The organism is Microbacterium sp. K2 (assembly GCF_051365005.1).
GTDB lineage: Bacteria > Actinomycetota > Actinomycetes > Actinomycetales > Microbacteriaceae > Microbacterium > Microbacterium foliorum_B.
In genome coordinates this window covers 271,301-298,271 of record NZ_JBLWII010000006.1, presented here as the reverse complement: position 1 = coordinate 298,271, position 26,971 = coordinate 271,301, and the positions used below count along the sequence as shown (strand labels likewise).

At 67.9% G+C, this 26,971-nt stretch carries 27 protein-coding genes and 1 pseudogene; 12 read left to right on the top strand and 16 right to left on the bottom strand.

The genetic code is table 11. The features are described from left to right. Positions 1-63 precede the first annotated feature (63 nt). On the top strand, positions 64-1,365 hold the full coding sequence (locus tag ACLKOY_RS16510; RefSeq protein WP_436454600.1) for a DUF4032 domain-containing protein: 1,302 nt from the start codon (positions 64-66) through the stop codon (positions 1,363-1,365). Positions 1,366-1,400: 35 nt separating this feature from the next. On the opposite strand, the gene ACLKOY_RS16505 is transcribed toward ACLKOY_RS16510, so the two are convergent. The 6 genes and pseudogenes from ACLKOY_RS16505 to ACLKOY_RS16480 form a co-directional block, all read right to left on the bottom strand. Then, the gene (locus ACLKOY_RS16505; protein ID WP_436454594.1) at positions 1,401-2,042 is read right to left on the bottom strand and encodes an NAD(P)-dependent oxidoreductase; all 642 of its coding nucleotides are present in this window, start codon (positions 2,040-2,042) and stop codon (positions 1,401-1,403) included. Between the two features lie 11 nt (positions 2,043-2,053). Then, positions 2,054-3,067, bottom strand: a complete 1,014-nt coding sequence (gene rlmB / locus ACLKOY_RS16500) for a 23S rRNA (guanosine(2251)-2'-O)-methyltransferase RlmB (protein WP_363574991.1) — start codon at positions 3,065-3,067, stop codon at positions 2,054-2,056. After that, positions 3,060-4,463, bottom strand: a pseudogene (cysS, locus tag ACLKOY_RS16495) (cysteine--tRNA ligase). Before cysS ends, rlmB begins: the two are co-directional and overlap by 8 nt. Positions 4,464-4,537: 74 nt before the next feature. Beyond that, entirely contained in the window at positions 4,538-5,128 is a 591-nt protein-coding gene (locus ACLKOY_RS16490; RefSeq protein WP_436454593.1) for a short chain dehydrogenase, read from the bottom strand. An 84-nt stretch (positions 5,129-5,212) separates the two neighbouring features. Continuing rightward, positions 5,213-6,424, bottom strand: a complete 1,212-nt coding sequence (gene ispD, locus ACLKOY_RS16485) for a 2-C-methyl-D-erythritol 4-phosphate cytidylyltransferase (RefSeq protein ID WP_436454599.1) — start codon at positions 6,422-6,424, stop codon at positions 5,213-5,215. A gap of 73 nt (positions 6,425-6,497) precedes the next feature. Then, positions 6,498-6,980, bottom strand: a complete 483-nt coding sequence (locus ACLKOY_RS16480) for a CarD family transcriptional regulator (RefSeq protein WP_042539766.1) — start codon at positions 6,978-6,980, stop codon at positions 6,498-6,500. A gap of 136 nt (positions 6,981-7,116) precedes the next feature. Between ACLKOY_RS16480 and ACLKOY_RS16475 the strand changes: the two genes are divergently transcribed. Then, complete coding sequence (locus ACLKOY_RS16475) at positions 7,117-7,668, top strand: DNA modification methylase (protein ID WP_436454592.1); 552 nt, start codon at positions 7,117-7,119, stop codon at positions 7,666-7,668. Between the two features lie 78 nt (positions 7,669-7,746). Here the strand turns inward: ACLKOY_RS16475 and ACLKOY_RS16470 are convergent, their stop codons facing one another. Together ACLKOY_RS16470 and ACLKOY_RS16465 are read right to left on the bottom strand one after the other, a co-directional pair. Then, positions 7,747-8,430 (bottom strand): response regulator transcription factor, encoded by a 684-nt coding sequence (locus ACLKOY_RS16470; RefSeq protein ID WP_060926595.1) that lies wholly within the window; start codon positions 8,428-8,430, stop codon positions 7,747-7,749. Then, complete coding sequence (locus ACLKOY_RS16465) at positions 8,427-9,644, bottom strand: sensor histidine kinase (protein WP_436454591.1); 1,218 nt, start codon at positions 9,642-9,644, stop codon at positions 8,427-8,429. The genes ACLKOY_RS16470 and ACLKOY_RS16465 overlap by 4 nt, the downstream gene beginning before the upstream one ends. A gap of 221 nt (positions 9,645-9,865) precedes the next feature. Between ACLKOY_RS16465 and phoU the strand changes: the two genes are divergently transcribed. Next, positions 9,866-10,564 carry a phosphate signaling complex protein PhoU gene (gene phoU, locus ACLKOY_RS16460; protein WP_042539758.1) on the top strand — a complete coding sequence of 233 codons (699 nt, stop codon included), beginning with the start codon at positions 9,866-9,868 and terminating at the stop codon, positions 10,562-10,564. A 63-nt stretch (positions 10,565-10,627) separates the two neighbouring features. Here phoU and ACLKOY_RS16455 read toward each other — a convergent pair whose 3' ends face one another. Continuing rightward, complete coding sequence (locus tag ACLKOY_RS16455; RefSeq protein WP_436454590.1) at positions 10,628-11,377, bottom strand: phosphoglyceromutase; 750 nt, start codon at positions 11,375-11,377, stop codon at positions 10,628-10,630. Between the two features lie 60 nt (positions 11,378-11,437). Between ACLKOY_RS16455 and ACLKOY_RS16450 the strand changes: the two genes are divergently transcribed. Further along, positions 11,438-12,262: a class I SAM-dependent methyltransferase gene (locus ACLKOY_RS16450; RefSeq protein ID WP_436454589.1), complete on the top strand. Its 825-nt coding sequence runs from the start codon at positions 11,438-11,440 to the stop codon at positions 12,260-12,262. 23 nt (positions 12,263-12,285) lie between these two features. Here the strand turns inward: ACLKOY_RS16450 and ygfZ are convergent, their stop codons facing one another. The 3 genes from ygfZ to ACLKOY_RS16435 form a co-directional block, all read right to left on the bottom strand. Continuing rightward, complete coding sequence (gene ygfZ / locus ACLKOY_RS16445; RefSeq protein WP_436454588.1) at positions 12,286-13,407, bottom strand: CAF17-like 4Fe-4S cluster assembly/insertion protein YgfZ; 1,122 nt, start codon at positions 13,405-13,407, stop codon at positions 12,286-12,288. 1 nt (position 13,408) lies between these two features. After that, positions 13,409-14,011 carry an FABP family protein gene (locus ACLKOY_RS16440; RefSeq protein WP_363574973.1) on the bottom strand — a complete coding sequence of 201 codons (603 nt, stop codon included), beginning with the start codon at positions 14,009-14,011 and terminating at the stop codon, positions 13,409-13,411. A 164-nt stretch (positions 14,012-14,175) separates the two neighbouring features. Continuing rightward, positions 14,176-14,463 (bottom strand): hypothetical protein, encoded by a 288-nt coding sequence (locus ACLKOY_RS16435; RefSeq protein ID WP_042539747.1) that lies wholly within the window; start codon positions 14,461-14,463, stop codon positions 14,176-14,178. 72 nt (positions 14,464-14,535) lie between these two features. Between ACLKOY_RS16435 and ACLKOY_RS16430 the strand changes: the two genes are divergently transcribed. The 7 genes from ACLKOY_RS16430 (at position 14,536) to pstB (ending at position 22,723) form a co-directional block, all read left to right on the top strand. Further along, complete coding sequence (locus tag ACLKOY_RS16430) at positions 14,536-15,219, top strand: winged helix-turn-helix transcriptional regulator (RefSeq protein WP_042539745.1); 684 nt, start codon at positions 14,536-14,538, stop codon at positions 15,217-15,219. Positions 15,220-15,273: 54 nt separating this feature from the next. Beyond that, on the top strand, positions 15,274-17,439 hold the full coding sequence (locus ACLKOY_RS16425; RefSeq protein ID WP_436454586.1) for an RNA degradosome polyphosphate kinase: 2,166 nt from the start codon (positions 15,274-15,276) through the stop codon (positions 17,437-17,439). Next, positions 17,436-18,413 (top strand): NUDIX hydrolase, encoded by a 978-nt coding sequence (locus tag ACLKOY_RS16420; protein ID WP_436454585.1) that lies wholly within the window; start codon positions 17,436-17,438, stop codon positions 18,411-18,413. Before ACLKOY_RS16425 ends, ACLKOY_RS16420 begins: the two co-directional genes overlap by 4 nt. A gap of 183 nt (positions 18,414-18,596) precedes the next feature. Beyond that, a complete protein-coding gene (locus ACLKOY_RS16415; protein ID WP_436454584.1) occupies positions 18,597-19,700 on the top strand; it encodes a phosphate ABC transporter substrate-binding protein PstS in 1,104 nt (367 codons plus the stop codon). 129 nt (positions 19,701-19,829) lie between these two features. After that, complete coding sequence (gene pstC / locus ACLKOY_RS16410; protein ID WP_436454583.1) at positions 19,830-20,798, top strand: phosphate ABC transporter permease subunit PstC; 969 nt, start codon at positions 19,830-19,832, stop codon at positions 20,796-20,798. 1 nt (position 20,799) lies between these two features. Next, positions 20,800-21,909, top strand: a complete 1,110-nt coding sequence (pstA, locus tag ACLKOY_RS16405) for a phosphate ABC transporter permease PstA (protein ID WP_436454582.1) — start codon at positions 20,800-20,802, stop codon at positions 21,907-21,909. A 34-nt stretch (positions 21,910-21,943) separates the two neighbouring features. Next, positions 21,944-22,723 carry a phosphate ABC transporter ATP-binding protein PstB gene (gene pstB / locus ACLKOY_RS16400; RefSeq protein WP_140037722.1) on the top strand — a complete coding sequence of 260 codons (780 nt, stop codon included), beginning with the start codon at positions 21,944-21,946 and terminating at the stop codon, positions 22,721-22,723. 118 nt (positions 22,724-22,841) lie between these two features. On the opposite strand, the gene ACLKOY_RS16395 is transcribed toward pstB, so the two are convergent. The 4 genes from ACLKOY_RS16395 to sigK form a co-directional block, all read right to left on the bottom strand. Beyond that, the gene (locus tag ACLKOY_RS16395; RefSeq protein WP_436454581.1) at positions 22,842-23,726 is read right to left on the bottom strand and encodes an aminodeoxychorismate lyase; all 885 of its coding nucleotides are present in this window, start codon (positions 23,724-23,726) and stop codon (positions 22,842-22,844) included. A gap of 176 nt (positions 23,727-23,902) precedes the next feature. After that, positions 23,903-24,532 (bottom strand): DNA-directed RNA polymerase subunit beta, encoded by a 630-nt coding sequence (locus ACLKOY_RS16390; protein ID WP_436454580.1) that lies wholly within the window; start codon positions 24,530-24,532, stop codon positions 23,903-23,905. Positions 24,533-24,560: 28 nt separating this feature from the next. Beyond that, positions 24,561-25,370: an anti-sigma factor domain-containing protein gene (locus ACLKOY_RS16385; protein WP_436454579.1), complete on the bottom strand. Its 810-nt coding sequence runs from the start codon at positions 25,368-25,370 to the stop codon at positions 24,561-24,563. Then, positions 25,367-25,966: an ECF RNA polymerase sigma factor SigK gene (gene sigK / locus ACLKOY_RS16380; RefSeq protein ID WP_436454578.1), complete on the bottom strand. Its 600-nt coding sequence runs from the start codon at positions 25,964-25,966 to the stop codon at positions 25,367-25,369. Before sigK ends, ACLKOY_RS16385 begins: the two co-directional genes overlap by 4 nt. Before the next feature lie 224 nt (positions 25,967-26,190). On the opposite strand from sigK, the gene ACLKOY_RS16375 reads away from it, so the two are divergent. Further along, entirely contained in the window at positions 26,191-26,853 is a 663-nt protein-coding gene (locus ACLKOY_RS16375; protein ID WP_042539725.1) for a fasciclin domain-containing protein, read from the top strand. Positions 26,854-26,971 lie beyond the last annotated feature (118 nt).

The window sequence follows — 26,971 nt, the reverse complement described above, 5'->3', positions numbered from 1 at the left end:
GCGCGGGCTGACTTCGGTCGCCCGCGCCGCGTCTTCTTTTCCACCCCCACCGACTGGAGAGACATGCAGGATGCGCTGCGGATCACCGCGAGCTCGATCGATCCGGGTCTCCTTGCGCTGCCCTGGTCGACACCGCTCGCCAAGTGGCCGTCCGAGCTGATCGTGTCGCTCCCCAAGGGACTCTCGCGGCATCTGGTGCGGTTCGCAGATCTGTCAGGAAAGGTCGTCGCCGTCAAGGAGACGACCGATGAGATGGCGAAGCGCGAGTACGAGATGCTCGGCAACCTCGCCAGACTCGACGTGCCCTGCGTCGATCGCGTCGCGGTGATCGCCGGGCGCTCGGATGCCGACGGCGAGCCGCTCGCTGCCGCCCTCGTCACGTCGCACCTGCGGTTCTCCATGCCCTACCGTGCGCTGTTCACCCGCGTGCTGCGCCCCGACACCGCCACGCGTCTCGTCGACGCCTTGGCCGTGCTGCTCGTGCGCCTGCACAACGTCGGCTTCTATTGGGGCGACGTGTCGCTGTCGAACACACTCTTCCGCCGGGACGCAGGAGCCTACGCGGCCTACCTCGTCGATGCCGAGACCGGTGAGCTGCACGAGGAGGGGCTGACCGACGGCCAGCGCGCCTACGACCTCGACCTCGCCCGCACCAACATCGCCGGCGAGATCATGGATCTCGCCGCCGGCGGGCGACTGGAGCACGGCGTCGACGCGGTCGCCATCGCCGACGGCATCGTCTCGTCGTACCGCTCGCTGTGGGCCGAACTGACGGCACAGGAATCGTTCGCCTCCGCAGAGACCTGGCGCATCACCGAGCGCGTCGAGCGTCTCAACGCCCTCGGCTTCGACATCGATGAGATGTCGATGTCGACCACCTCGGACGGCACGGTCGTCGAGATCCAGCCCAAGGTGGTGGATGCCGGACACCACCAGCGCCGCCTCATCCGTCTCACCGGACTCGATGTCGAAGAGAACCAGGCTCGGCGGCTGCTCAACGACCTCGATGAGTTCCGCGCTCGCTCCACCAAGCAGTGGGCCGACGAGGAGATGTACGCGCACGAATGGCTCACCCGAGTGTTCGAGCCCGTCGTGCGCGCGATTCCCTGGGAGCTGCGCGCCAAGCTCGAGCCCGCTGAGGTCTTCCACCAGGTGCTCGAGCACCGGTGGTACCTGTCACAGGCGCAGGGCCGCTCGGTGCCGCTCGCCGAGGTGCTGACGAGCTACATCAACGAGGTGCTGCGGCACCGCCGTGACGAGGCGACCATCATGGGTCCACCCACCGAGACCATGAGCCTGCCCGTCATCACAGGCACGCATCCGGTCGCCGACGACGACGAGGTCGACTGGCGCGACCTGGTCTGACTTCGCTCCTTCGCTCAGCGGAAGGAGACGGGGCCTCAGTACCCGACGGTGAAGCGCTCGCGGTGGTGGTTGCCCTGCTCGATCTCATCGACCACGGCGACCGCGAAGTCGGCACCCGAGATGTACGACTTGCCCTCGGCATCGCGCACGATCACGTCGCCGCCATCGCGGTAGTGACCGGTGCGCTCTCCCTCAGCCCAGGGGCCGAAGACCTCGGCCGGGTGCACGAAGAACCAGTCGAGCGAGTCGTCGGTCTTCTCCAGCAGTGCGAGCGAGTCGATGCCGACCTGCGCCTCGTGCTTGTACTCCTCGGGGAATCCCTGATCGAACAGCCGGGGTCCCCCGGGAGCGATGAGGCTTCCGCCCGCGCCTCCGACCACGCCGATGCGGGTCGGCGTGCCGCTCAGCACATCGACGACGCCGCCGAGGGCATCGAGCACCGAGTTCTCCATGTCACCGCGAGGCGACAGCGATGACACGACCGCGTCGGCACCGTCGAAGACGTCGCCGAGGCTCGCGAGGTCGAGCACCGACCCCTGCACGTTCTGCGCACCCGGCACGGGGTTCGACGGCTCCGAGCGCGACACCGAGACGACCTCATGCCCGCGGCTCACCGCCTCCGAGACGATGTGGCGGCCGACGTAGCCGGTTCCTCCGAGCACGACGATGCGAGCCATGAGCTGCTCCCTTACTTCTTCGCGTTGCGGATGGTCGACACCTGGTAGAGCGCGACCGAGGTCGCGATGCCGGCGTTGAGCGATTCGGTCACGGCCGAGATCGGGATCGAGACGATCTGATCGCAGGTCTCGGCGACCAGACGAGACAGCCCCTTGCCCTCGGAGCCGGTGACGATCACGACGGGGCGGTCGGCCAGCTGCAGCTCGGGCAGCAGCACGTCGCCGTCGCCGTCGAGGCCGAGCACGAACACACCCTGCTTCTTGAACTCCTTGAGCTGCGTGGTGAGGTTCGTCGCGAGTGCCACGGGAACGCGAGCGGCCGCGCCGGCGCTGGTCTTCCACGCCGCGGAGTTCACGCCGGCCGAGCGACGCTGCGGCAGGATGATGCCGTGACCGCCGAAGGCTCCGGTCGAGCGGATGATCGCGCCGAGGTTGCGCGGGTCGGTGATGCCGTCGAGGGCGACGAACAGCGGCACCTCGCCCTTGGCGATGACAGCCTCGAGCAGGTCCTGCGGGTGGGCGTACTCGTACGGCGGCACCTTGACGGCGACGCCCTGGTGCACGCCGTCGTACCCGGCCATGCGGTCGAGCTCCTGACGCGTGACCTCGAGCACGGGGATGCCACGGTTGGTGGCGAGCGACAGCATCTCTTTCACGCGGTCGTCCATCTCGACGCGCTGCGCGATGTAGAACGCCGACGCGGGGATCTTCGCACGCAGGGCCTCGAGCACCGAGTTGCGGCCGGTGACGACCTCGACGTCGGTGGTGTTGTCCTTGGCGCGCGCAGAGCGGTTCGGGTTGCCGCCGGCGGTCTGACGCTGTCCCTGCCCCGGCTTGCCCTTTCCGCCTGAGGCCGCATAGCGCTCGGCTGCGGCTTTGCGCTTGCCTGCGGGGTGCCAGGCGCGATCCTCGGCCTTGGGGGTCGGTCCGCGGCCCTCGAGAGACTTGCGTCCGAGTCCGCCGGTGCCCTTGGTGGGGCCCTTCTTCTTGCCGTTGCTTGCGCCGGGGCGCTGTGGCTTAGCCATCGATACTCCAATGAGTTCCGGCCGGAGAATCCTCCAGCGTGATTCCTGCGGCGGCGATCGCATCACGGATGCGATCGGCCGCCGCCCAGTCCTTGTCCGCGCGCGCCTGCGCGCGCTGGGCGATCATCGTCTGCACGAGCGCGTCGAGAGCGGATGCCGCGGCATCGCCGCGCGACGCCGCACCGATGACATCGAATCCGAGCACCTCGAGCATCGCGAGCACCTCACTCTAGGCCGTCATCGCGCTCTCGGTGTCACCTGTGTCGAGCGCCGCGTTCCCTGCACGCACGGTGTCGTGCACGACTCCGAGCGCCTGCGGTATGCCGAGGTCGTCGTCCATCGCCGCCGCGAACGCGGCGGGAAGCGGTGTCTTGTCTGCCCAGCCGAAGGCCTTCGGCAGCATGCGCAGGGCACGCTCGACGAACGTGCGGATGCGCCCGAGCGCCGCCTCTGCCTCGGTCCACGACGACTCGGAGAGGTCGAGGCTCGAACGGTAGTGCGCGGCAGCGAGGGCGTAGCGGACCACGAGCGGGTCGTGCTCGGCGAGCACCTCACGCGCGAGGGTGAAGTTGCCGAGGGACTTCGACATCTTCTGCCCGCCCACCGTCACGAGACCGTTGTGCACCCAGTACCGCGCGAAGCCGTCACCGGCAGCGGTCGACTGCGCGAGCTCGTTCTCATGATGCGGGAAGCGCAGGTCGAGGCCACCGCCATGGATGTCGAATTCAGGGCCGAGGTAGCGCTTCGACATCGCCGAGCACTCGATGTGCCACCCCGGGCGGCCTGCGCCCCAGGGCGACTGCCACGTGGCATCCGCCTGCTCGTCGGGCTTGGTGCCCTTCCAGAGCGCGAAGTCCTGAGGGTTGCGCTTGCCCCGGGGGTCGGCGTCCTCCGCCGCCTCCATGGCGTCGACCGACTGGTTCGTCAGCGATCCGTAGTCCGGCCACGAGCGCACGTCGAAGTAGACATCGCCGGAGCCGTCAGGCGCGGGGTACGCGTGGCCGCGTTCCAGCAGCGTCTGGATCATCTCCTGCATCTGCGGAACGTATGCGGTCGCGCGCGGCTCGTAGGTCGGCGGCAGGATTCCGATGCCGGCGTACGCCGCCGTGAACTCCTGCTCCATGCGGTAGGCCAGCGCCCACCACGGCTCGGTGTCGGTCGCGTTCGCGAGCACCTTGTCTTCGATGTCGGTGACGTTGCGCACGAAGGTGACCCGGCCGTACCGGTGCGTCAGCCAGCGGCGAAGCAGATCGAAGCTCAGTGCTGCGCGGACGTGCCCGATGTGAGGGCCGGACTGCACAGTGGGTCCGCAGACATACATCGTGATGTTCTCGGGATCGAGAGGCACGAAGTCGCGCAGTTGCTGTGCGCGGGTGTCGTAGAGGCGGAGAGTCACCGCACAAGCCTACCGGGCCGCCGATCGCGTTCACTGGGTGTGGCCCCGGGCCCCTCCACCGGCCTCGCCACCCCTCAGTCGACCCGGAACACCTGACCGGTCTGCACCCCGAGCACGCTCTTCGCATACGCCTGCCCGACGCGGTGCGACGACACGGGCACGAAGCCGGGGAACGACGAGTGATACGACGGCGCGTCTTCGAGCACCGACGGGCTCACGGCGTTGATGCGGATGCCGCGGGGCAGCTCGGTGGCCGCCGCGAGCACGAAGGATTCGACGGCACCGTTGGCGAACGACGCGGCGGCGCCGGTGGCGATGGGCTCACGCGCGAGGATGCCGGAGGTCAGCGTGATCGAACCGCCGTCGCGCACGAAGGGCGTGCCGATGCGGACGACATCGAGCTGCGAGAGCACTTTGCCTCGGAAAGCGGATTCGTAATCGCCACGGCTCAGCCCGTCGAGCGGCCGGAACGGAACCTCTCCCACCGCGACGATCACGGCATCGACCTGGCCGACCGTCGCGAACAGACGTTCGATCGACGCCGGGTCGGTGACGTCCATCGAGGGCTCGCTGCTGCGCGACGCGGCGATGATCTCATGACCGTGCAGCGCGTCGACGGCGGTTCGTCCCACCTGACCGCCAGCACCGATGACGAGAATCCGCATGACGTCTCCTTCTCCGCGTGCGAGCACCGCACGACGATGTCCGACAACGACGGCGGATGCCGACGCATTCCCGACGGCTGCGGGTCAGGCGAGGTGCACCATGGCGACCGCCGTCACCGCGATGCCCTCACCGCGGCCGGGAAAGCCCAAGCCGTCGGTGGTGGTGGCCGTGACCGAAACCGGCACGCCTCCGAGCGCTGCGGACAGCACCCGCTCAGCCTCTGCGCGGCGGCCGCTGAAGCGCGGTCGATTTCCCTGGAACTGCACCGACACGTTGCCGATCGCGAAGCCCGCTTCGGCGAGAATCTCGCGGGTGCGGGCGAGGAAGACCTCGGCGTGTGCTCCGGCATACTCGGGGTGCGCGGTACCGAAGTGCTCGCCGATGTCGCCGAGTCCCGCGGCGCCCAGCAGGGCGTCCACCATCGCGTGGGCCACGGCGTCTCCATCGGAATGACCCGAGAGCGCTCGCTCCCCGGGCCACTCGATGCCGGCCAGCCACAGGTTGCCGTCTCCGCCGAACGCATGCACGTCTGTGCCGAGCCCGACTCTGGGGCCGGTCCACGTCGAGTGCGGCGCGGGGGCCGGCGTGGCCACCGGCGTCTGCACGTCCGCCAGCAGGTGCCGGGCGCGCTCGAGGTCGGCCGGCGTGGTGATCTTGAATCCGCGAGGCGAGCCGGCGATCTGTCGCACGAGATGCCCGGCGGCTGCGAACAGCGCCGCATCGTCGGTGTACTCGATGCCGGAGGCCGTCGCCGCGTCGTATGCAGCCTCGAGCAGAGCGCGCGGGAACCCCTGAGGAGTCTGCGCGGCGGCGAGCTCGGAGCGATCGACCGGCGCGATGACCGCATCGCCGTCGACCCGCTTGAGCGTGTCGACGACCGGGAGCGTCGGAATCACACCGCTCTCGTCGTCGGTGGCCGCGGCCACCGCATCGATGATCTCGGGGGGCGTCAGCGCACGCGCCGCGTCGTGCACGAGAACTCGCGTGACATCGCCCCAGAGCGCGTCGAGACCGGCGGCGACGGACTCCTGACGCGTGTCGCCGCCCGTCACGACCCTGCCGAGATCGATGCGGTCCCCGGCGGCCGCGCGGAGCTCCGTCTCGGCGTCGCCCTCGTAGCCCGCCGGTGCGACGATGATCACCTGGGCAGGGGCCGCGGCGAAGACGCCGTCGAGCGCATGGCGCAGGATCGAATGCGTGTCGATGCCGACGAACGCCTTGGGCGCTCCGGCATCGAGTCGGGTGCCGGAGCCGGCGGCGACGACGATGATCGCGGTGTCAGGAACGGGAAGCATGCTCACCAGGTTCACGTTACCGGCGCGCACGAAAAAAGGCGGATGCCGAAGCATCCGCCTTCTCTCAGTCCACTCAGGACGCGAGGACCTCGTCGAGCAGTGCGCTCGCCTTGTCCTCGTCGGTCTTCTCAGCGAGTGCGAGCTCGGAGATGAGGATCTGACGCGCCTTGGCCAGCATCCGCTTCTCACCCGCAGACAGCCCGCGGTCCTGGTCGCGGCGCCACAGGTCGCGGACGACCTCGCTCACCTTGATGACATCGCCCGAGGCGAGCTTCTCGAGGTTCGCCTTGTAACGACGCGACCAGTTGGTCGGCTCTTCGGTGAACGGCGCGCGAAGCACCTCGAACACAGCGTCGAGGCCCTCTCGGCCGATGACATCGCGGACCCCGACGAGATCGACGTTCTCAGCGGGCACCTCGATGATGAGGTCCCCCTGGGTGACGTTGAGCTTCAGGTATTTCTTCGCCTCACCCTTGATGATGCGCTCCTTGACCTCGATGATGGTCGCAGCGCCATGGTGCGGATAGACGACAGTTTCGCCAACCTCAAAAAGCATAAAAACTTGTCCTTTCGGCAACCTCAAGGATACCACAGGGGGAATGCGCTAAGGTTCGCGCCCCCACGTCCTCAGGCGGCACCCCGCATGCGCATAGAATGGGATGCGGATATCCCGTCGGACCTCAGGAGGACCCGTGAAATCGCGCCTTGTTGCGTCTGCCGCCATCAGCGCCCTCGTTCTTCTCGGCGCGACGGGCTGCACGTTCATCTCGCCGCAGTCGACGCAGATCGAGTACTCGGCCTCCGACGGCGTGAACGTCTCGGACTCGGACGGCCCGCTCGACGTGCGCAACGCGTTCATCGTCGCGAACGAAGACGGCTCGGTCGGCAACTTCGTCGCCGCCGTCGTGAATCCGACCACCGAGAAGGCGACTCTCACGATGACGGTCGCGGGCATCGACAAGCCCTTCACGGTCTCGGTCCCCGCGGGCAAGACCGTGAGCTTCGGCACTGAGGGCGAGGAGCCGCTGCGCATCGACCGCCTCGACACGATGCCCGGTGCCACGATCGAGATCCACTTCCAGTCGGGCGACGGCGCCGGCACCAAGACCGAGATCCCGGTGCTCGACGGCTCGCTGCCCTACTACGCCGATCTGGTGCCCGAGGCCGAAGCCGAGCCCGAGGAGTCGACCCCCACGCCGGAGCCGGTCCCGTCCGACACGGCCGCCCCCGCTCCCTCGGAGTGATCCGGCGCACACGCTGAAGAAGAGGCCGTCACCCCCGGGGTGACGGCCTCTTCTGTGTGGTTCCAGACGCGCTCGCGTTCAGCCCTCGAAGCGGTAGCCGAGGCCACGGACGGTGACGAGCATCACGGGCTCGCCCGGGTTCTCCTCGATCCGGGAGCGGATGCGCTTGATGTGCACGTCGAGCGTCTTGGTGTCGCCGAAGTAGTCGCTGCCCCACACCCGGTCGATGAGCTGCCCGCGTGTGAGCACGCGACCCGAGTTGCGCATGAGCACCTCGAGCAGCTCGAACTCCTTCAGCGGCATGTTGATCTGCTGACCGGCGACCGAGACCGTGTGGCGGTCGATGTCGAGGGAGACGCGTCCGCCGTCGAGCACTCGCTCGTCGAGCTCGCTGTCGGCCTGCACCACCCGGCGCAGCACCGCGCGCATCCGCGCCAGCAGCTCACGCGACGAGTACGGCTTGGTGACGTAGTCGTCAGCGCCGAGCTCGAGCCCGACGACGATGTCCACCTCGGAGTCCTTGGCAGTGACCATGATGATCGGCACGGCGGAGGTCGAGCGGATCTGCCGGCACACCTCGGTGCCCGGCATCCCCGGCAGCATCAGATCGAGGAGCACGACGTCGGCGCCGCGCTCGCGGAAGGCGGTCAGCGCTCCCGGGCCGTCCTCGGCGATCTCGACCTCGTACCCCTCTCGGCGCAGCAGGTAGGCGAGCGGGTCGGCGAGGTCGGGCTCGTCTTCGACCAGAAGGATGCGGGTCATGCGTTCTCTCCGTTTCGGACGCGAGCTGCGGCCTTCGCCGCCTTGCGCTCGCGCTTCTTCTTGTTCTTCTTGTCCCTGTCGATGCTCGGGGGAGCATCGATCGTGGGAAGCCTGATGGTGAAGGTGGAGCCTCGTCCGGGGCGCGACCACAGGCGCACCTCTCCCCCGTGACGCTGCGTGGCGTGCTTGACGATCGAGAGTCCGAGTCCGGTTCCGCCGGTGCGGCGTGACCTCGCCTCGTCTGCGCGGTAGAAGCGCTCGAAGATCCGCTCCCGATCCGCCTCCGCGATGCCGATGCCCTGGTCTGACACCGCGACCTCGACGACACCGTCGTCTGCTTTCACCCCGATGCCGACGCGGGATCCTTTCGGGGAGTACACGATCGCGTTGGCGATGAGGTTGCCGAACGCCTCGATCAGGATCTGCGAGTCGCCGCGCACCCAGACTCCCCGGTCGCCGCCGCGAGCGAGCTCGACCCCAGCCGAGTCGGCCTGCACCACATGTGCCTCGAGGGCGGTCGCCAGCACCTCGTCGATCGAGACGGGCCGCACGTCCGACAGCGCATCGTCGGTCTGAAGTCTCGACAGGCTCATGATGCGGCCGGTCAGCTGCCCGAGGCGAGTGGCCTCGGCCGAGATCCGGGCGGCGAAGTGGCGCACCTGCGCAGGGTCGTCTGCCGCGGACTCGATGGCCTCCGCCAGCAGCGTGACCGCCCCGACGGGGGTCTTGAGCTCGTGGCTGGTGTTGGCCACGAAATCTCGGCGCATCTGGTCGAGACGCTCCTGCTCGGTGACATCGCGGATGATCAGCAGGGTCATGCGCGGGCTGATCGCGCTCGCACGAGCCGACACCAGTCGCGGGTCGAGGCTGAGCCCGCCGCGGGTGATGCGCAGGGACTCGGTCGCCGAGCTCCCCTCATTGCGTCCTCCCCGCACGAGCTGACGCAGCTCCGGGTTCTCGAGCGGCGCCCCTACTTCGATGCCGAATCGCGTGGCCGCCTTGGAGACGGCGAGTACGAGGCCCGACGAATCGACCACGCAGGCAGCGTCGTCCATGCTGCCCAGCACCGCGGTGACGCCGGCCGGAACCGCGAGTGACGTCTCATCGGCGACTCGGGCCCTGGCGCGATATGCCCAGACGATCAGGAGCGAGAGGCCGATGCCGATCACGAGGCCGACGGCCAACGCGAGCAGCGCGATCTGCGGCAAGGTCATAACCCCAGCGTAGAGTGCGTTCACCGCCGGATCGGCGGGTTCTCCTGCGCTGGCGACAACGCGAGAAGTACTATTCACGTGCTGGGCACCGTTCGTTAACCTTCGAAGCAGACAATCGCTTTCGGGCCTGTGCGGGAGCGCGGACCTCTCCTCCCGCGCGGACGACCCAGCCGTCTCGCGCTGTCACCACAGTCGAGACCCGAATGAAAGGTTGCGCCCACATGCGCGAAGTCTTCCACCAGTCCCTCGAGGACCTGCAGTCCCGTCTCGTGGAGATCGCCGACCTCGTCACGGTCTCGATCGACAAGGCGACGCGTGCGTTCGCCACCAGCGACGTCGAGCTCGCCGAAGAGGTCATCGCCGACGACGCGAAGATCGACGAGCTGGCCGTCAAGCTCGACGAGCAGGCCATCGAGATCCTCGCCCGTCAGCAGCCCGTCGCTCGAGATCTGCGTATCGTGGTGATCGCTCTGCGCGTCAGCGCGTCGCTCGAGCGCATGGGCGACATGTCCGAGCACATCGCCCAGCTCGCTCGCCTCCGCTTCCCCGAGCGCGCGATCCCGAAGGGTCTCAAGGGCACGTTCACCAAGATGGGCGAGCTCGACGTCGAGATCTCACGCACTCTCTCCGAGCTGCTGCGCACCCAGGACCTGCGCCTGGCCGACACCATCCGCAACACCGACGACGACATCGACGAGCTGCACGCCAGCGTGTTCGAGAAGGTGCTCAGCGATAACTGGAAGGGCGAGGCGACCGCGACGGTCGACGCCACGCTCGCCAGCCGCTACCACGAGCGCTTCGCCGACCACGCGGTCGCCGTAGCCAAGAAGGTCGTGTACCTCGCGACCGGTGACTGGCGCGTCGAAGAAGAGGACATCCCCCTCGCAGCCGAACAGCAGCGCGAGTTCGGTCACGCCTGAGGCGTCACGACACAGAAGAAGGGGGCGGATGCTGACAGCATCCGCCCCCTTCTTCGACTTCTGCTACTTCTTGCCCTGCGCAGCCACGGCTGCGGCACCGGCGGCGGCGGCCTCGGGGTCGAGGTAGCGGCCGGGGCCGGTGGGGACGTTGTTCTCGTCGAGCTCGTAGACCAGCGGGATGCCGGTGGGGATGTTGAGCTCGGCGATGTCGTCGTCGCTGATGCCCTCGAGGTGCTTCACGAGGCCGCGCAGCGAGTTGCCGTGCGCGGTGACGAGAACCGTCTTACCGGCCTCGAGGTCGGGCACGATCGCGTCGTCCCAGTAGGGCAGCAGGCGGTCGATGACGAGTTTCAGCGACTCGGTGCGGGGCACCTCGCCGTCGATGTCGGCGTAGCGCACGTCGCCGACCTGGCTGAACTCGCTCTCGTCGTCGAGCAGGGGCGGCGGCACGTCGAACGAACGACGCCACAGCTGGAACTGCTCGGGGCCGAACTCCTCGAGGGTCTGCGCCTTGTCCTTGCCCTGCAGAGCGCCGTAGTGGCGCTCGTTGAGGCGCCACGAGCGCGTGACGGGGATCCACAGGCGGTCGGCCGCATCGAGTGCGATGTTCGCGGTCTGGATCGCGCGGCTGAGCAGTGAGGTGTGCAGCACGTCGGGGAGGATGCCGGCCTCTGCCAGCAGCTCGCCGCCGCGCTGGGCCTCCTTCTTGCCTTGCTCGTTCAGGCGGACGTCCACCCAGCCGGTGAAGAGGTTCAGTTCGTTCCACTCGCTCCGGCCGTGACGGAGCAGGATGAGGGTGCGCTTCGAAGTCATGACGTCAGTTTATCGGCGCAGCTCGACGCGTCCACGCCTGTGCCCTGCGAGGATTGACGCATGGCGTCATCTCCTCTCGGTCGGCCGACCCGCGGCACCACCGGGACGAACCGGCTGCGCCGCAATGATCGATGGATCGCCGCGAGTCCCGCTTTCCGCCGAGCCGAGGATCCGCTGGTGATCGACCTCGGTTACGGAGCCAGCGGCGTGACGACTCTCGAGCTCGCGACCCGGCTGCAGCGCGTGCGCGCGGATGCCGAGGTGCGTGGCCTCGAGATCGACCCGGAGAGAGTCGCCACCGCGAATCAGCAGCTGGCCGAGGTGCAGGCGGCGCGCACCCCGTTCTCCCCCGACCTCAGGGTGTCGTTCGCCCGCGGCGGGTTCGAGGTGCCACTGCCGGCGGGACGCCGGCCGGCGGTGATCCGGGCGATGAACGTGCTGCGGCAGTACGACGAGGGCGACGTCGCGGGCGCCTGGCGCACCATGGCGACTCGGCTGTCTGCTCACGGGCTGCTGGTCGAGGGCACCTGCGACGAGATCGGGCGCGTGTCGAGCTGGGTGGATGTTGACCCGGCGGGAACGCCGCTGCGGTTCACGATCTCGCTGCGGCTCGCCGACCTCGAGCATCCGAGCATCGTCGCGGAACGGCTGCCGAAGGTGCTGATCCACCGCAATGTGCCTGGCGAGCGGATCCACTCACTGCTCGTCGATCTCGACCGCGAGTGGGATCGTGCGGCGTCGCTGTCGACGTTCGGAGCGACCCAGCGATTCCTCGCCTCGGTCGCCGCGCTGCGCGACCAGGGGTGGTCCGTGCTGGGCGGCAAGAGCCGGTGGCGGCTGGGCGAGCTCACGCTCCCGTGGGATGCCGTGGCTCCGCTCCCCTGACGAACGCGCGCTCGTCGCCGGACTCAGCCCGCCTGACGGGGATCCGGGGCACTGGGGCGGCGGGAGAGACGGGTCAGACGAGGGATGTCGGCCATGGCGCCCGCATCCGCCGGCACGATGACCTGCTGGGTCGCGGCGATGTCCGCACCCTCTGCGCGCACGATCAGATCGCCCACCGGCGTGCGACGAGACAGGATCGCGAGCGCGATCGGGCCCTCTTCATGGTGTCTGGCGACCGAGGTGATGTGCCCCACCTCATCGTCGCCAGCGAAGACCGCGTCGCCGACGGCGGGCAGCACCGCCTCGCTGCCGTCGAGGTGCAGAGCGGCCAGTCTGCGCGGCGGGTGTCCGAGGTTGTGCACCTTGGCCACCGTCTCCTGGCCGCGGTAGCACCCCTTGTTCAGGTGCACCGCCGTGCGGATCCAGTCGGATTCGTGAGGAAGCGAGCGTTCGTCGACCTCGGCCGACCACCGCGGACGCCAGGCCGCGACACGCAGCGCCTCGGCGGCGAGAAGCCCCGCCACCTGTTCGGACGACAGAGTCGCGGCGAGCGCATCAGCGGCATCGGTCGTTGCGATCGCCACCCGCCAGGCGAGCTCAGCCCCCGGGTGGTCGGAGACCTCGGCATACTGATGCCCACCCGCGCTCACCCGCTGCCAGGGATCCGCCCAGACGAGCGGAGCACCTGCCGGCGCGGATGCGGCAGCAGTCGCGTGCGCAGCCGCAGCGCCGCCGTCGACGAAGCCGAGCAGCGCCAGATCGGGACGCACGGTCACGGTCGCCTGGGTGCGGAACTTCATGCGCGTCAGCCAGGTCGCGAGGGCGTCCGCGTCGTCGGTGTCGGCGATCAGCCACGTCGACGAGCCGTCGTCGACGACCCCTGCCGCATGCTCCACGCGTCCCTGAGGATCGAGCACGAGCAGTTCCGTGCTCTCACCGGCAGCGAGTCGCCCGACGGCCTGGGATGTGATCGAATCCAGCCAACCCAGCCTTTCGGGACCCGCGACTTCGATGACCGTCCGGTCGTCGAGCGGAACCAGGGCCGCGCCGTCTGCGAGGCGACGCTGCTCGCGGAAGGCGTCGCCGAAGTGCGCGATCCCGTGCTCGCCGATCACGGCGCCGGGGATGTCGGTGAATCCGGTCATGTCAGACCTTCGCGAGTCGGGCGGAGGCGTGCGACCGCATCGGTGTTCCGAGGGCAGCGATGTCCCAGGCCCAGAGAAGGTGATTGTCGACCAGGCCGTACATCCGCGTGGCCGCGCCGTACTCCTTGGCCCCGGCTCCGCGCACGATGGCGTCGGACGCGATGTCGATGCGAGGGCCGTTGATCTCGCCCAGGTAGAGCTCGAGCATGCCGTCGGCGTGGGCGATCGAGACCTCGATCGGGAACCCGCCCGAGGGAGCGCGGAGGGCTTCGACGTCGTCGACGCCGCGAACGACGGGCTCGGCGCGCGGCGGCAGCAGTGCGGGGCCGGCATCGGCGTCGGATGCCGGGCGGGAGAGGCGCCAGAAACCGGTCTCCGCGACGAGCGGGATCGACACCGCGCCGTCTTCACCCGCGAGGATCGCGGTGGCGGAGTAGTTCAGGAAGGGACCACCGTCATGGCTGAAGCTCACACGGTGGGTGAACTCGCCCTGCAGCCGATCGTCGCCGACCGGATAGTCGATGACGCCGGTGCCTTCCCAGACGCCGATCAGCCACGAGAGCGGCGCGAGGTCGGCGGGGAGGTCTGTGGGCAGCTCGAGCACGATGCTCAGCGCTGGCCGCGGAAGAGGTTCCGCAGCACGACGACCGACACGAAGACGATCGCGAGGCTCGCGAGGCCCAGGAGTCCGATGAAGAAGAGTTCGAGCGCCACGAGGTCCATGGCCTCCACTTTACCCTCCCGCGCGCCTAGTGTCTCGTTCGCGATTCATGTGACGAGAGCGGCGAGACCGAAGCCAACCGAGATCACGCCCATCAGCAGCAGCGCGCCGATCGTGCTGGCGCCGACTCGGAAGATGAAGCCCTGAGTGCGCCCGTATTGCAGCTGCACGGCGAAGGAGAGGAGCACGATCGCACCGAACACGACGAGCAGCCACGGCACTCGCCACTCCTCGGCGACGAAGATGCCCACGCCGATGGAGGCGACGAACGCGACCGCCCAGACGATGAGCACGCCGACGAAGGCATTACGCGGTGCGAGCGCTGGATCCGTCATGACACCATTGTGACCCATCGGCGCCCGGTATCATTGCGGCACGGCGTACCCCGCCGCCCGGAAGGAGTGCGTGTGGCCCAGGTCCTGGTGTTGACCAATGCTCCGGTCTCGGAGCAGGTCCTGCCCGCACTCGAGCTTCTCAGCCATCGAGTGCGCCAGATCCCGGCCGAGCCCGCCCAACTCGTGAGCGCCCCCGAGTACGACATCGTGATCGTCGACGGGCGTCTCGATCTCGTCGGTGCGAAGTCTCTCTGTCGCCTGCTGCGAGCCACCGGCCAGGATGCGCCGCTGCTGCTCGTCGTCACGGAGGGCGGGATGAGCGCACTGTCCGGAGACTGGGGCATCGACGACGTGCTTCTCGCCACCGCCGGCCCGGCCGAGACCGACGCTCGCGTGCGACTCGCCCTCGCTCGCCGCGACGAGGTCGCAGAGCCGACCCGTGTGCAGGCTTCCGGAGTCACGATCGACGAGCAGTCCTACTCGGCGAAACTCAGAGGGCGCCCGTTGGACCTCACGTACAAGGAGTTCCAGCTGCTGCACTTCCTCGCCACGCACCCTTCGCGGGTCTTCACCCGCGAGCAGCTGCTCAGCGAGGTGTGGGGCTACGACTACTTCGGCGGCACGAGAACCGTCGACGTGCACGTGCGACGCCTGCGGGCGAAGCTGGGCGACCAGGAGCAGATCATCGGCACGGTCCGCAACGTCGGGTACCGATTCAACGTCTACGACGAGGAGACGGTCGCCGCATCGCGGTGACGCACTCGACGTCAGTTCACGCACGCGTCACCTCACGGTGCTTAGATGTACCCCATGATCGATCCCGCACTCGCCGACGCAGGTCTCGGTGACGCTGAAGATGACGACTTCGATGCCATCGAGTCCCACGACGCGCTCCTCCCCGACCACCGCTACCACGATCGCGAGCTGAGCTGGCTCGCCTTCAACCAGCGCGTGCTCGAACTCGCGGAGGATCCGTCGCTCCCCGAACTCGAGCGTGCGAACTTCCTCGCCATCTTCGCGAGCAACCTCGACGAGTTCTTCATGGTGCGCGTCGCCGGACTCAAGCGCCGTATCGTGACCGGCCTGGCGGTGCCCACCAACATCGGCCGCTCCCCCGCCGACGCACTCGCCGACATCGCCCGCGAAGCGCACGCGCTGCAGCTGCGCCACGCCGACGCCTGGAAGTCGCTCGTGCGTCCGGCACTGGCCGAGTCGGGCATCGAGATCACCGAGTGGTCCGAGCTCACCGACGAAGAGCGCTCCAAGCTCTCCGAGTACTTCGGAGCACAGGTCTTCCCCGTGCTGATGCCCCTCGCGGTCGACCCCGCGCACCCCTTCCCGTACATCTCCGGGCTGTCCCTGAACCTCGCCATCCGCATCCGCAACGCCCGCACCGGGCGTCAGGAGTTCGCACGCCTCAAGGTGCCGCCCATGCTGCCCCGCTTCGTCGAGGTTCCGGGCTCCGGCGAGATCAAGCGATTTCTCACGCTCGAAGAGCTCATCGCGAACCACCTCGGCGACCTCTTCCCCGGCATGGAGGTCCTCGATCACCACGCCTTCCGCCTCACCCGCAACGAGGACGTCGAGATCGAGGAGGACGAGAGCGAGAACCTCATCCAGGCGCTCGAAGCCGAGCTGCTCCGCCGCCGTTTCGGCCCGCCGATCCGCCTCGAGATCACCGACGACATGGACGAGGTCACGATGGACCTCCTCGTGCGCGAGCTCGAGATCACCGACCAGGAGATCTACCGGCTCCCCGGGCCGCTCGACCTCCGAGGCCTCTTCGATCTGTCGCGCATCGATCGCCCCGATCTGCGCTACCCGCCGCACCTTCCGACCACGGCCGTCGCCTTCCAGCCGACCGGGAGCAACACCCGAGCCGACATCTTCAAGGCGATCCGCAAGTCGGACGTGCTGGTGCACCACCCGTACGAGTCGTTCACCACCAGCGTCGTCTCGTTCCTCGAGCAGGCTGCGCGCGATCCCCACGTGCTCGCGATCAAGCAGACGCTCTACCGCACCTCGGGCGACAGCCCGATCGTCGAGGCGCTGATCGACGCCGCCGAGGCGGGCAAGCAGGTACTGGCGCTGGTCGAGGTCAAGGCACGCTTCGACGAGGCGAACAACATCGTCTGGGCGCGCAAGCTCGAGAAGGCGGGCGTCCACGTGGTCTACGGTCTCGTCGGGCTCAAGACCCACTGCAAGCTCGCGCTCGTCATCCGCGAGGAAGACGGGGTGCTGCGCCACTACTCGCACATCGGCACGGGCAACTACAACCCGAAGACCAGCCGCATCTACGAGGACTTCGGGCTGTTCACGACCGACGCCCAGGTCGGCAAGGACCTCACCCGTCTGTTCAACGAGCTCAGCGGGTATGCGATCGAGAAGAAGTTCAAGCGCCTTCTCGTAGCTCCCCTCCACCTGCGCAAGGGCCTCGTGCGCCAGATCGACAACGAGCGCCGCAATGCCGAGAACGGCAAGCCGGCCGGCATCCGCATCAAGGTGAACTCGATGGTCGATGAAGAGGTCATCGACGCCCTGTACCGCGCCAGCGCCGCCGGCGTGAAGGTCGACGTGTGGGTGCGCGGGATCTGCAGCCTGCGCACCGACCTCGAGGGCATCAGCGACAACATCACGGTCCGCAGCATCCTCGGCAGGTACCTCGAGCACTCGCGCATCTTCGCGTTCCACAACGACGGCGACGCTCAGGTGTACATCGGCAGCGCCGACATGATGCATCGCAACCTCGACCGCCGGGTCGAGGCGCTGGTACGCGTCACCGACCCCGGTCACATGAAGGACCTGCTCGACTTCTTCGACCTCGCCATGGACCCCGGCACCACGTCGTGGCACCTCGGGGCCGACGGCGTCTGGACCAGGCACGCCACGGATGCCGCCGGCAAGCCGCTGGTCGACCTGCAGGACAAGACCATGGGGTTGGTCCAGCGACGTCGTCGCGCACGGGCGGTTCGATGAGCGACGATTCGAGCACCAGGGCCACACGGTCGAAGTGGACGGACAAGGCCGTCTACGCGGCCGGCGCCGTCGTCTGGCGACTCATCGACGGCAAGCTGCGGATCCTTCTGATCCATCGCACCAAGTACCGCGACGTCACGCTCCCCAAGGGCAAGGTCGACCCCGGTGAGATGCTCGCCGAGACCGCAGTGCGGGAGGTGCACGAGGAGACCGGCATCCGCGTCTCCCTCGGAGTTCCCGTCGGCGTGAGCCGCTACCACCTGCCCTCCAGCAAGCAGAAGGTCGTGCACTACTGGGCGGCCGAGGCCACGTCCGATGCCATCCGCGCCTCGACGTTCGTTCCGAATCGCGAGATCGCCGCCCTCGAATGGGTCAGCGTCAAGAAGGCGCGCGCCCGCCTGAGCTATCCGGTCGACATCGAGATCCTCGACTTCTTCACCAAGCTCGTCGACGACGGCGTGCTGCGCACGTTCCCGATCATCGCCCTGCGCCACGCGAAGGCGCTCTCGCGCGGCGACTGGGACGGCCCGGATGCCGAACGGCCTCTGACCGATCGTGGCGTGCAGCAGGCGAAATCGATCGTCGGCCCGCTGCGGGCGTTCGGCGTGCGCAAGATCATCACGAGCGATGCCGTGCGCTGCATGCAGACCGTGACACCGCTCGCGAAGGCCCTCGATCGCAAGAGCGTCACCACGCCGAAGATCAGCCAGGACGCATGGGAGGACGGCGAAGACGATCTGCGCTCGGTCGTCGGTCGCCGCGTGCGCTCGGGCAAGCCGGCCGTATTGTGCAGCCATGGCCCGGTGCTTCCGGGAATCCTGACCGAGATCGCTCTGGCCACGGGCACGGTGCGCGGCTCGTATGTCAGCAGCGCCGCCGCCCTGGAACCTGCGGCCTTCTCGGTCGTGCACCTCTCGGCATCCAATCCGGGGTCGGGGATCATCGCGATCGAGACGCACATCCCCAAGGTCTAGCGCGCCGCCGACAGCGACGAAAGGCCGCATCCTGCAACGGATGCGGCCTTTCGCATGCCCCAGAGAGACGCGTGCCGTTCACCTCCCGTTCACCTGAGCGGGAGAGTCTCGTTAACCGCCGCACATAGCGTCACTGTGTGCCCTGCACCGGGCCCCACCACATCAAAGATCGAAGGATCCACAGTGAAGATCTCCCGAATCGCACGAATCGGCGCCGTCGGCGCCGTGGCCGCTCTCGCCCTCGCCGGCTGTGCCGCGAATGAAGGCGGAGCCGGCGGCTCCACCGACGCACCGAGCGAGTCCACCCTCTCCGGCACCATCGAGGCCACCGGAGCCTCCTCGCAGGAGGCCGCCCAGCAGTCCTGGGTCGCCGCATTCCAGACCGCCAACCCCGACACCACGGTGAACTACACCGCGACGGGTTCGGGCACCGGCCGCGAGAACTTCATCGCCGGCTCGTCGAACTTCATCGGCTCCGACCGCGCATTCGACGCGGACGAGCTGGCCGCTGGCGGCTTCGGCTCCTGCGCCTCCGACGACATCGTCGAGATCCCCGTCTACATCTCGCCGGTCGCCGTCGCCTTCAACCTCGAGGGCATCGATGAGCTGAACCTCGACGGCGAGACCATCGCCAAGATCTTCGCGGGCCAGATCACCAACTGGAACGACGCCGCCATCGCATCGCAGAACGAGGGCGTCGAGCTGCCCGACCAGGCGATCGTCGCCGTGCACCGCGCAGACGCGTCGGGCACGCAGGAGACCTTCACGAAGTACCTCAGCGCCGTCGCACCGGACGTGTGGACCTACGAGGCCAGCGACGAGTGGCCGCTCCAGACGGGCGAGGCCGGCGACGGCACCTCGGGCGTCGTCGACGCGATCACCAACGGCGTGGGCTACATCGGCTTCGCGGATGCTTCGCGCACCGGTGACCTGGGCCAGGTCGCCGTCGAGGTCGAGGGCGAGTACGTCGCGTACTCCGCCGAGGCCGCAGCAGCGCTCGTCGAGGCATCGCCGCTCGAAGAGGGCCGCTCCGACCACGACCTCGCATACGCCGTCGACCCGGCTGCAGCACCCGGCGGCTCGTACCCGATCGCACTCGTGTCGTACCTCATCGGCTGCGTCGAGTACGACGACGCCGAGGTCGCAGGCCTGGTGAAGGCGTACTTCCAGTACGTCGCATCGGCCGAGGGCCAGGACGCCGCCGCAGAGGCCGCAGGCAGCGCGCCGATCTCCGACGCCCTGCGCGATCAGATCAACACGGCGATCGACGCGATCGTCACGGAGTGACCGTAGGCTCAGCACACCGCTGAGCTCCGGTCCCGACGCCCCCGTGGTGTCGGTCGTAGGACTCGACCGACACCGCGGGGGCACCCGCATGAAAACCCCGAAAGTCCCTCAGAGCCTGGAGTCGCTCCGATGACCACAACCTCAACGGGTCCCGATACCACCCGTTCCCCCGGGACGCGCACCGCCCCACGCCGACGGGGTGACCTCATCTTCTCCGGCACCGCGCTGGCGGCGGGAATCATCATCCTCGTCACCCTCGCCGCGGTGGCGGTCTTCCTCATCGTGCAGGCGCTCCCCGCTCTGTCGTCCGACACCTCGAACAACCACATCCTCGAGGGACAGTCGTTCCTCTCCTGGGTGTGGCCCTTCGTCTTCGGAACGCTGTGGTCGAGCTTCATCGCACTCGTGATCGCCGCTCCGATCGCGATCGGCATCGCACTCTTCATCTCGCACTACGCCCCGCGCCGCCTCGCCGGCTTCCTCGGCTACATCATCGACCTGCTGGCGGCCGTGCCCTCGGTCGTCTTCGGTCTCTGGGGCGCACTCACGTTCGCACCGATGCTCGTGCCCTTCTACAAGTGGCTCAACGACAACCTCGGGTTCATCCCGCTGTTCAGCGGCACCCCGTCGGGCACCGGAAAGACCATCCTCACGGCATCCCTCGTGCTCGCCGTGATGATCCTGCCGATCATGACCGCCATCTGCCGTGAGGTGTTCCTGCAGACGCCGAAGCTCCACGAGGAGGCGGCACTCGCGCTCGGTGCGACCCGCTGGGAGATGGTCCGGATGGCCGTGCTCCCCTTCGCACGCAGCGGAATGGTGTCGGGCGCCATGCTCGGCCTCGGCCGCGCGCTCGGCGAGACCATGGCAGTGACACTCGTGCTCTCGCCTCTCGGCATCGTCACGTTCAACCTGATCAACCCGGAGAACCCCACGACGATCCCCGCGATCATCGCGCTGCGGTTCCCCGAGGCTCACGACGAGGGCGTCAACACGCTCATCGCGGCGGGTCTGATCCTCTTCATCGTCACCTTCGCGGTCAACTTCTTGGCCCGCTGGATCGTCTCGCGCCGCGCCGAGTTCTCGGGAGCCAACTGACATGACCGCCACCCTCACCCCCTCCCCGTCTCCCTCGTCCGTCGTCGCTCCGGTGCACACCACCTCGGCGGGCCACCTGCCCAAGTGGGCACCGTGGGCGCTCCTGCTGGTCGCGTTCGTGCTGTCGGCGACGATCTTCGCCTTCGTCAATGCGGGCGGCGACCCGGCCGACTTCAACATCGCGCTCACGCTCGTCGTCGGCCTCGTGTTCTACATGGCGCTGATCATGGTCATCTCGACAGTGGTCGAGAGCCGCCGCCACGCGATCGACCGGCTCATGACCGCGCTGGTCTCCGGCGCATTCGTGGTCGCGCTCCTCCCCCTCATCTCGCTGCTCTACACCGTGGTCGTCAACGGCCTCATGCGCTTCGACGGGGAGTTCTTCAGCTTCTCGATGCGCAACATCGTGGGCGAGGGCGGCGGCGCGATCCATGCCATCTACGGCACGCTGCTGATCACGCTCGGCGCGACGATCATCTCGGTGCCGATCGGCCTGATGACCTCGATCTACCTCGTCGAGTACGGCGAGGGTCGCAAGCTCGCCCGCGGCATCACCTTCCTCGTCGACGTCATGACCGGCATCCCGTCGATCGTCGCCGGTCTCTTCATCTATTCCGTGTTCGCGCTCATCGTCGGACCGGGCACCCGGATGGGGATCATGGGTTCGCTGGCCCTCTCGGTGCTGATGATCCCGGTCGTCGTCCGCGGCTCCGAAGAGCTCCTGCGCATCGTTCCGAACGAGCTCCGCGAGGCGGCCTACGCGCTCGGCGTTCCGAAGTGGCTGACGATCATCAAGGTCGTCCTGCCGACCGCCATCGCCGGAATCCTGACCAGCATCATGCTCGCGATCTCACGCGTGATCGGCGAGACCGCGCCGCTGCTGCTCACGGTCGGCATCGTGCAGGGCATGAACCTGAACATGTTCAGCGGGCAGATGGCGACGCTACCCGTGTTCTCATACATGCAGGCCAAGTACCCCGGCATCCCCGTCGATGCCTACCTCGACCGGGCCTGGGCCGCGGCCCTCACCCTGATCGTCATCGTGATGGTGCTGAACCTGCTGGCCAGGATCATCGCCAAGGTGTTCGCCCCCAAGATCAACGGCCGCTGAGCCGTCTTTCCCGACTGAAGAAGAAGGATCACACGTGTCCAAGAGCATCGAAGTCAACGACCTCAACGTCTACTACAGCGACTTCCTCGCCGTCGAAGGCGTCAGCATCGACATCAAGCCCAACACCGTCACGGCGTTCATCGGACCGTCCGGCTGTGGCAAGTCCACGTTCCTGCGCACCCTCAACCGCATGCACGAGGTCATCCCCGGCGCACGCGTCGAGGGCGAGGTGCTGATCGACGGCAAGAACCTCTACGGCGCCGGCGTCGACCCCGTGCTGGTGCGTCGTCAGGTCGGCATGGTCTTCCAGCGTCCGAACCCGTTCCCCACCATGTCGATCAAGGAGAACGTGCTCGCGGGCGTGAAGCTCAACAACACGCGCATGGCGAAGAGCGATCAGGATGCCCTCGTCGAGAAGTCGCTGCGCGGCGCCAACCTCTGGAACGAGGTCAAGGACCGCCTCGACCGCCCCGGCTCCGGGCTCTCGGGCGGCCAGCAGCAGCGTCTGTGCATCGCGCGTGCCATCGCCGTCTCCCCCGACGTCATCCTCATGGACGAGCCCTGCTCGGCGCTCGACCCGATCTCGACCTTCGCGATCGAGGAGCTCATCGCCGAGATCAAGTCCGAGTACACCGTCGTCATCGTGACGCACAACATGCAGCAGGCGAGCCGCGTGTCCGACCGGACCGCATTCTTCAACATCGCCGGAACCGGCAAGCCCGGCAAGCTCATCGAGTACGACGACACGCGCACGATGTTCACCACCCCGTCGGTGCAGGCCACCGAGGACTACGTCTCGGGTCGCTTCGGATAAGCATCCGGTCCTCCCTCCTCCGTCTCCATCTGAGCCTCCGCTCTTCGCGCGGGCACGGCTTCGGAGCTGAAGGCTCGAAACGCCGTGAGATCTTCTGGTCTCACGGCGTTTCGTCGTTTCAGTCGCGGGGCGAGAGGAGGTACTCGTTCAGCTCGGAGGTGAGGGCGTGATCGACCGGCAGCTCGACGCCGTCAATGGCGGTGATCGGGGCGGCGAGGCGGACGCTCGAGACGAGCCAGGCGGCATCGGCACGCGGCAGGTCTGATGCCGGCACCTGGGCATACTCCGCGAGGAATCCACGCGCTGTGAGGTGCTCGTAGACGCTGAGCTGGGTCGTGCCGTGCAGGATGCCGCCGTTCGGGGCCGGCGTCACGAATCGGTCGCCGAAGCGCAGGATCAGTGAGGCGGTCGGCGCCTCGAGCACGAAGCCGTCGCGCGACAGGAAGATCGCGTCGTCGGCTCCGCGTCGGTGCGCCTCGCGAAGCGCCGCCATGTTGACGGCGTACGAGAGGGTCTTCGCCCCGAGCAGCAGCCACGGTGCTTTCTCGGCGACGTCGAGGTCGTACCCGCGGTCGAGGGTGACGACGCGGATTCCCCGCACGCGCACCCCTGAGAAGTCGGATGCCGGCGCAGCCGTGACCCAGGCGGTCGGTGTGGGTCCGTGTTCGACACCACGACTGAGGATGAGCTTGATGACGTACTCACCCTGCTCGCAGTGGGCGGCCGCACGCTCGATGGCCTGATGCCACTGCGCCTGATTCGGGATGGGCAGGTCGCACAGCTGCGCCGAGTGCGCGAGACGCTCGAGGTGCGGCACGACCTCCTGCGCGTGCCCGTCGATCACGCCGATCGACTCGAACACGCCGTCGCCGCGCTGCGTGCTCAGCTCTCCCACGCTCAGTGCTGGAGCCGCGGCATCGACGAGGGTGAACGTGTCTGCGAAGTCGGAGCGGTCGACGTCAGCCGCCTCAGGATCGATCATCAGAGCAAAGCGCCGTGTCATGATCCGAGCCTAGAGCCCGGGAATAGCTTCGGCGTGATCTTGTTACACTGGAGTGGCCGGGCCGCATAACCCCGGGCTCCAATTTTTGCCGCTGCGAGCGGCCTTCCGCCGAGAGGCGTTTTTGCGGCCCGGTCTTTTCATGTCAGGGCGCAGATCACCTCGGTGCGATCGCGGGTTCAGGCCAGGGCGTCGGTGCGCCAGAGCGTTGCTGAGGCCGACAGGTCCTGCGCGTAGCTGCTCAGCCGCAGGGCGCGGGTGGTGAGTTCGCTGGCGCGCGACGGCTCGGTCGGCTCGTAGTCGTCGGCGGTGTGCGTCGCACCGGATGCCTGCACGCGGCAGAACGCCGCCGCCCTGTCGAGCGCCACGGCGAAGTCGCCGCGGAACGCCCCGCGGAGGATCGTGTCGATGAGGGCGACGAGCTCTTCGGGGTTCGCCGGCACCGGCGCTCCGGCGATCACGGCATCCACGGATGCGAGCTCCACCCTGCCCCGCTCGTACAGCAGGGCCGCAGTCTGCGGATCGCCGTGGATAGCCAGCTGCAGGATGTACAGCCGCCACAGCGCGCCCGGCAGCGTGCGAGCCGGCGCCTTCGACCAGAGCTCGGCGATCTCGTCGATGCCGTGCTCGTCGGTGAAGGCGACGAGCCGGTCGGCGCTCACGCCGCTCTCGTCGGCGCGCACACGGGTCAGCAGAGCGGATGCGGTCGCATGTGCGACGCGTGTCTCCTCGGCGGGATCGTGACTGCCCACGATGTTGTCGAAGGCGCTGGTGGGCCGGCGCACCGGACGGGAGAACTGCTCAGGCATCAGTCCAGGGTACGCGCGATCCGAGGGATCAGGCCGTCGGGATCACGACGACGGGATCGGACGTCGGCAGACCCGAGGGCGAGCCTCCGTCCTGCTCCACCGTGACGGCGATCACATCGCCCGCATGCATCTCCCCGGCGAGCACCGCTGTCGCTTCGCCGCCGTCTGCCGCGAACACACCTGCCGACACCGGAGTGTCGCCACGCACGTACCAGAGCTCGTACGTCTCACCCTCGGCGAGCGACGGGATGCCGTCGGTCACGAGCACGGACTTGCCGAGCGACGCGGACCAGTGCGCGGTGGCAGTGCCCCCGCTCTCGAGCGACACGCTGGCCTGCTGAGCGTCGCCCGCCGCCTGGATGTCCTCGAGCGCGACGACACTCGCCGGTCGGTTGATGTAGGTGTTGATCGCGACCGCGCCTGCCCCCACACCCACGAGCAGCGCGAGGCATGCAGCGAGGGCGAAGAGGAAGCGGAGGCGGTGCGCGGGAGCCTTCGGGGTGTCGTCTCCACCGCGTGCGGCGGGGGCTGAGTCGGTCGCCGGTGCAGCATCCGCCGTCTCGTCAGGCGTGCCGTCGGACGTCGAGTGCGTGAGGACGACGTCACCGTTCTGGGGGGTGACGGCGATGCGTGCGAGCAGGGCGGCGCGGATGTCGGGCGAGGGGGCGGCCCGCGTCACGCCCTCGGCGAGGAAGCCCGCACTGTCGGCGTCGGCATCCACGATGCGCTGCCATTCCGGGTGCGCTGCGAGGGCGGCGTGATACCGCTGCTGATCATCGGGCGACAGCGCGTCGAGCGCTGCTCCTGCCGCGAGTTCTGCGAATTCCTGCTCGTTCATGCCGTCACCCCCATAGCTGTCCTCAGTCTCGAGAGCCCATCCCGCATCCGTGTTTTGATCGTCCCCAGCGGTGCTCCCACGAGCACAGCCACTTCGTTCTGACTGTAACCGCCGTAATAGGCCAGAACGAGAGCTTCGCGCTGCGCCTCAGGAAGACCGGAGAGCGCGTGTACGACCTTCTCGCCCTCGATGCCCAGTTCCACCGTCTCCGCGACACTGTCGTGCGCGACTCCGATGTCTCTGAACCCGGCTCGTACGTCTCGGTCCGCGCTGGACTGGGACGCCCGAACCCGGTCGACCGCACGACGGTGCGCGATCGTCATCACCCAGGTTCTTCCCTGCCCCTTGTTCGGAGCGAACTTCGTAGCGGATTGCCAGATCTCCAAGAAGACTTCCTGGAGCACCTCTTCGCTCTGTGAGCGGTTCACGAGGACCCTGAGAATGAGGCCGAAGACGCGGGAAGAAAGAGTGTCGTAGAGCTCCGCGAACGCGCGCTGGTCACCGTCGCCGATGCGAACGAGCAGGTCAGCGACAGCATCCCGAGCCGTACCGTCTTCGGGTACGTCCATTCCGTCGATGACCATCTCTACCAGCATGCCGCATCCACCCCGCTTTCCCGTGCAGCCGCCACCCAAAAGTGACGGAAACGAGTCCTCTTAAGTGTTCTTCGTCGAAACCTGTTCGCCGCGGACCCCCGAAACGGATTGGAATCGGCAGCGCGGAAAATTTCTTTGCGATTTCTCCCATCCGATCCCCGAGGGGCTCCGAACGACTGTCAACGCCACGGAGAGGCCGTGGCAGTGTTCTGAAGGAGCTTGAGATGTTCAGCACCAAGAAGAAGGTCACCGCAGCCATCACCCTCGGCCTTGCGAGCGCATTCCTGCTCTCCGCATGTTCCATGGGCGGCACCACCGAAGAGCCGGCAGAGTCGACGGCCCCCGAGTCGTCCGAGACGATGGCTCCCGAGACCGAGACGATGGACCCGGCCGCGAACCTGGTCGGCCCCGGCTGCGCCGCATACGCAGAGGCTGTTCCGGACGGCGCAGGATCCGTCGAGGGCATGTCTCTCGACCCGGTCGCCACCGCAGCATCCAACAACCCGCTGCTCACCACGCTCGTGGCCGCAGTCAGCGGACAGCTGAACCCCGACGTCAACCTCGTCGACACGCTGAACGGCGACGAGTTCACCGTCTTCGCACCCGTCGATGACGCCTTCGCGAAGATCGACCCGGCCACCATCGAGGCACTCAAGACCGACAGCGCCACGCTGAGCTCGATCCTGACGTACCACGTGGTCCCCGGCCAGGTCGCTCCCGACGAGATCGCCGGCATGCACACCACCGTCCAGGGTGCCGACCTCGAGGTCACCGGCAGCGGCGACGACCTGATGGTCAACGACGCCACCGTCATCTGCGGTGGAGTCCAGACCGCGAACGCGACCGTGTACCTCATCGACACGGTCCTGATGCCCCCGGCCGAGTAAGGCAAGGGAACGCCGAGGCGGACACTCGGTAAGCCATCTCACCTCTCGGGGGAGGTCGGTGGGATGGAGAAGGAGCCGTTGACGACACGTCGTCAGCGGCTCCTTCTTTGCGCCCTAG

Bases quoted from the DNA above. Each gene is read 5' to 3' on its own strand.
- ispD (WP_436454599.1), bottom strand. From the start codon at position 6,424: ATGCTTCCCGTTCCTGACACCGCGATCATCGTCGTCGCCGCCGGCTCC.
- ACLKOY_RS16385 (WP_436454579.1), bottom strand. From the start codon at position 25,370: ATGAACGAGCAGGAATTCGCAGAACTCGCGGCAGGAGCAGCGCTCGAC.
- ACLKOY_RS16470 (WP_060926595.1), bottom strand. From the start codon at position 8,430: ATGACCCGCATCCTTCTGGTCGAAGACGAGCCCGACCTCGCCGACCCG.
- ACLKOY_RS16510 (WP_436454600.1), top strand. From the start codon at position 64: ATGCAGGATGCGCTGCGGATCACCGCGAGCTCGATCGATCCGGGTCTC.
- ACLKOY_RS16490 (WP_436454593.1), bottom strand. From the start codon at position 5,128: ATGCGGATTCTCGTCATCGGTGCTGGCGGTCAGGTGGGACGAACCGCC.
- ACLKOY_RS16480 (WP_042539766.1), bottom strand. From the start codon at position 6,980: ATGCTTTTTGAGGTTGGCGAAACTGTCGTCTATCCGCACCATGGCGCT.
- ACLKOY_RS16395 (WP_436454581.1), bottom strand. From the start codon at position 23,726: ATGACACGGCGCTTTGCTCTGATGATCGATCCTGAGGCGGCTGACGTC.
- pstC (WP_436454583.1), top strand. From the start codon at position 19,830: ATGACCACAACCTCAACGGGTCCCGATACCACCCGTTCCCCCGGGACG.
- ACLKOY_RS16435 (WP_042539747.1), bottom strand. From the start codon at position 14,463: ATGACGGATCCAGCGCTCGCACCGCGTAATGCCTTCGTCGGCGTGCTC.
- ACLKOY_RS16390 (WP_436454580.1), bottom strand. From the start codon at position 24,532: ATGCCTGAGCAGTTCTCCCGTCCGGTGCGCCGGCCCACCAGCGCCTTC.
- sigK (WP_436454578.1), bottom strand. From the start codon at position 25,966: ATGCTGGTAGAGATGGTCATCGACGGAATGGACGTACCCGAAGACGGT.
- ACLKOY_RS16375 (WP_042539725.1), top strand. From the start codon at position 26,191: ATGTTCAGCACCAAGAAGAAGGTCACCGCAGCCATCACCCTCGGCCTT.
- ACLKOY_RS16425 (WP_436454586.1), top strand. From the start codon at position 15,274: ATGATCGATCCCGCACTCGCCGACGCAGGTCTCGGTGACGCTGAAGAT.
- ACLKOY_RS16420 (WP_436454585.1), top strand. From the start codon at position 17,436: ATGAGCGACGATTCGAGCACCAGGGCCACACGGTCGAAGTGGACGGAC.
- ACLKOY_RS16455 (WP_436454590.1), bottom strand. From the start codon at position 11,377: ATGACTTCGAAGCGCACCCTCATCCTGCTCCGTCACGGCCGGAGCGAG.
- ACLKOY_RS16465 (WP_436454591.1), bottom strand. From the start codon at position 9,644: ATGACCTTGCCGCAGATCGCGCTGCTCGCGTTGGCCGTCGGCCTCGTG.
- rlmB (WP_363574991.1), bottom strand. From the start codon at position 3,067: ATGGCTAAGCCACAGCGCCCCGGCGCAAGCAACGGCAAGAAGAAGGGC.
- ACLKOY_RS16505 (WP_436454594.1), bottom strand. From the start codon at position 2,042: ATGGCTCGCATCGTCGTGCTCGGAGGAACCGGCTACGTCGGCCGCCAC.
- phoU (WP_042539758.1), top strand. From the start codon at position 9,866: ATGCGCGAAGTCTTCCACCAGTCCCTCGAGGACCTGCAGTCCCGTCTC.
- ygfZ (WP_436454588.1), bottom strand. From the start codon at position 13,407: ATGACCGGATTCACCGACATCCCCGGCGCCGTGATCGGCGAGCACGGG.
- pstA (WP_436454582.1), top strand. From the start codon at position 20,800: ATGACCGCCACCCTCACCCCCTCCCCGTCTCCCTCGTCCGTCGTCGCT.
- ACLKOY_RS16450 (WP_436454589.1), top strand. From the start codon at position 11,438: ATGGCGTCATCTCCTCTCGGTCGGCCGACCCGCGGCACCACCGGGACG.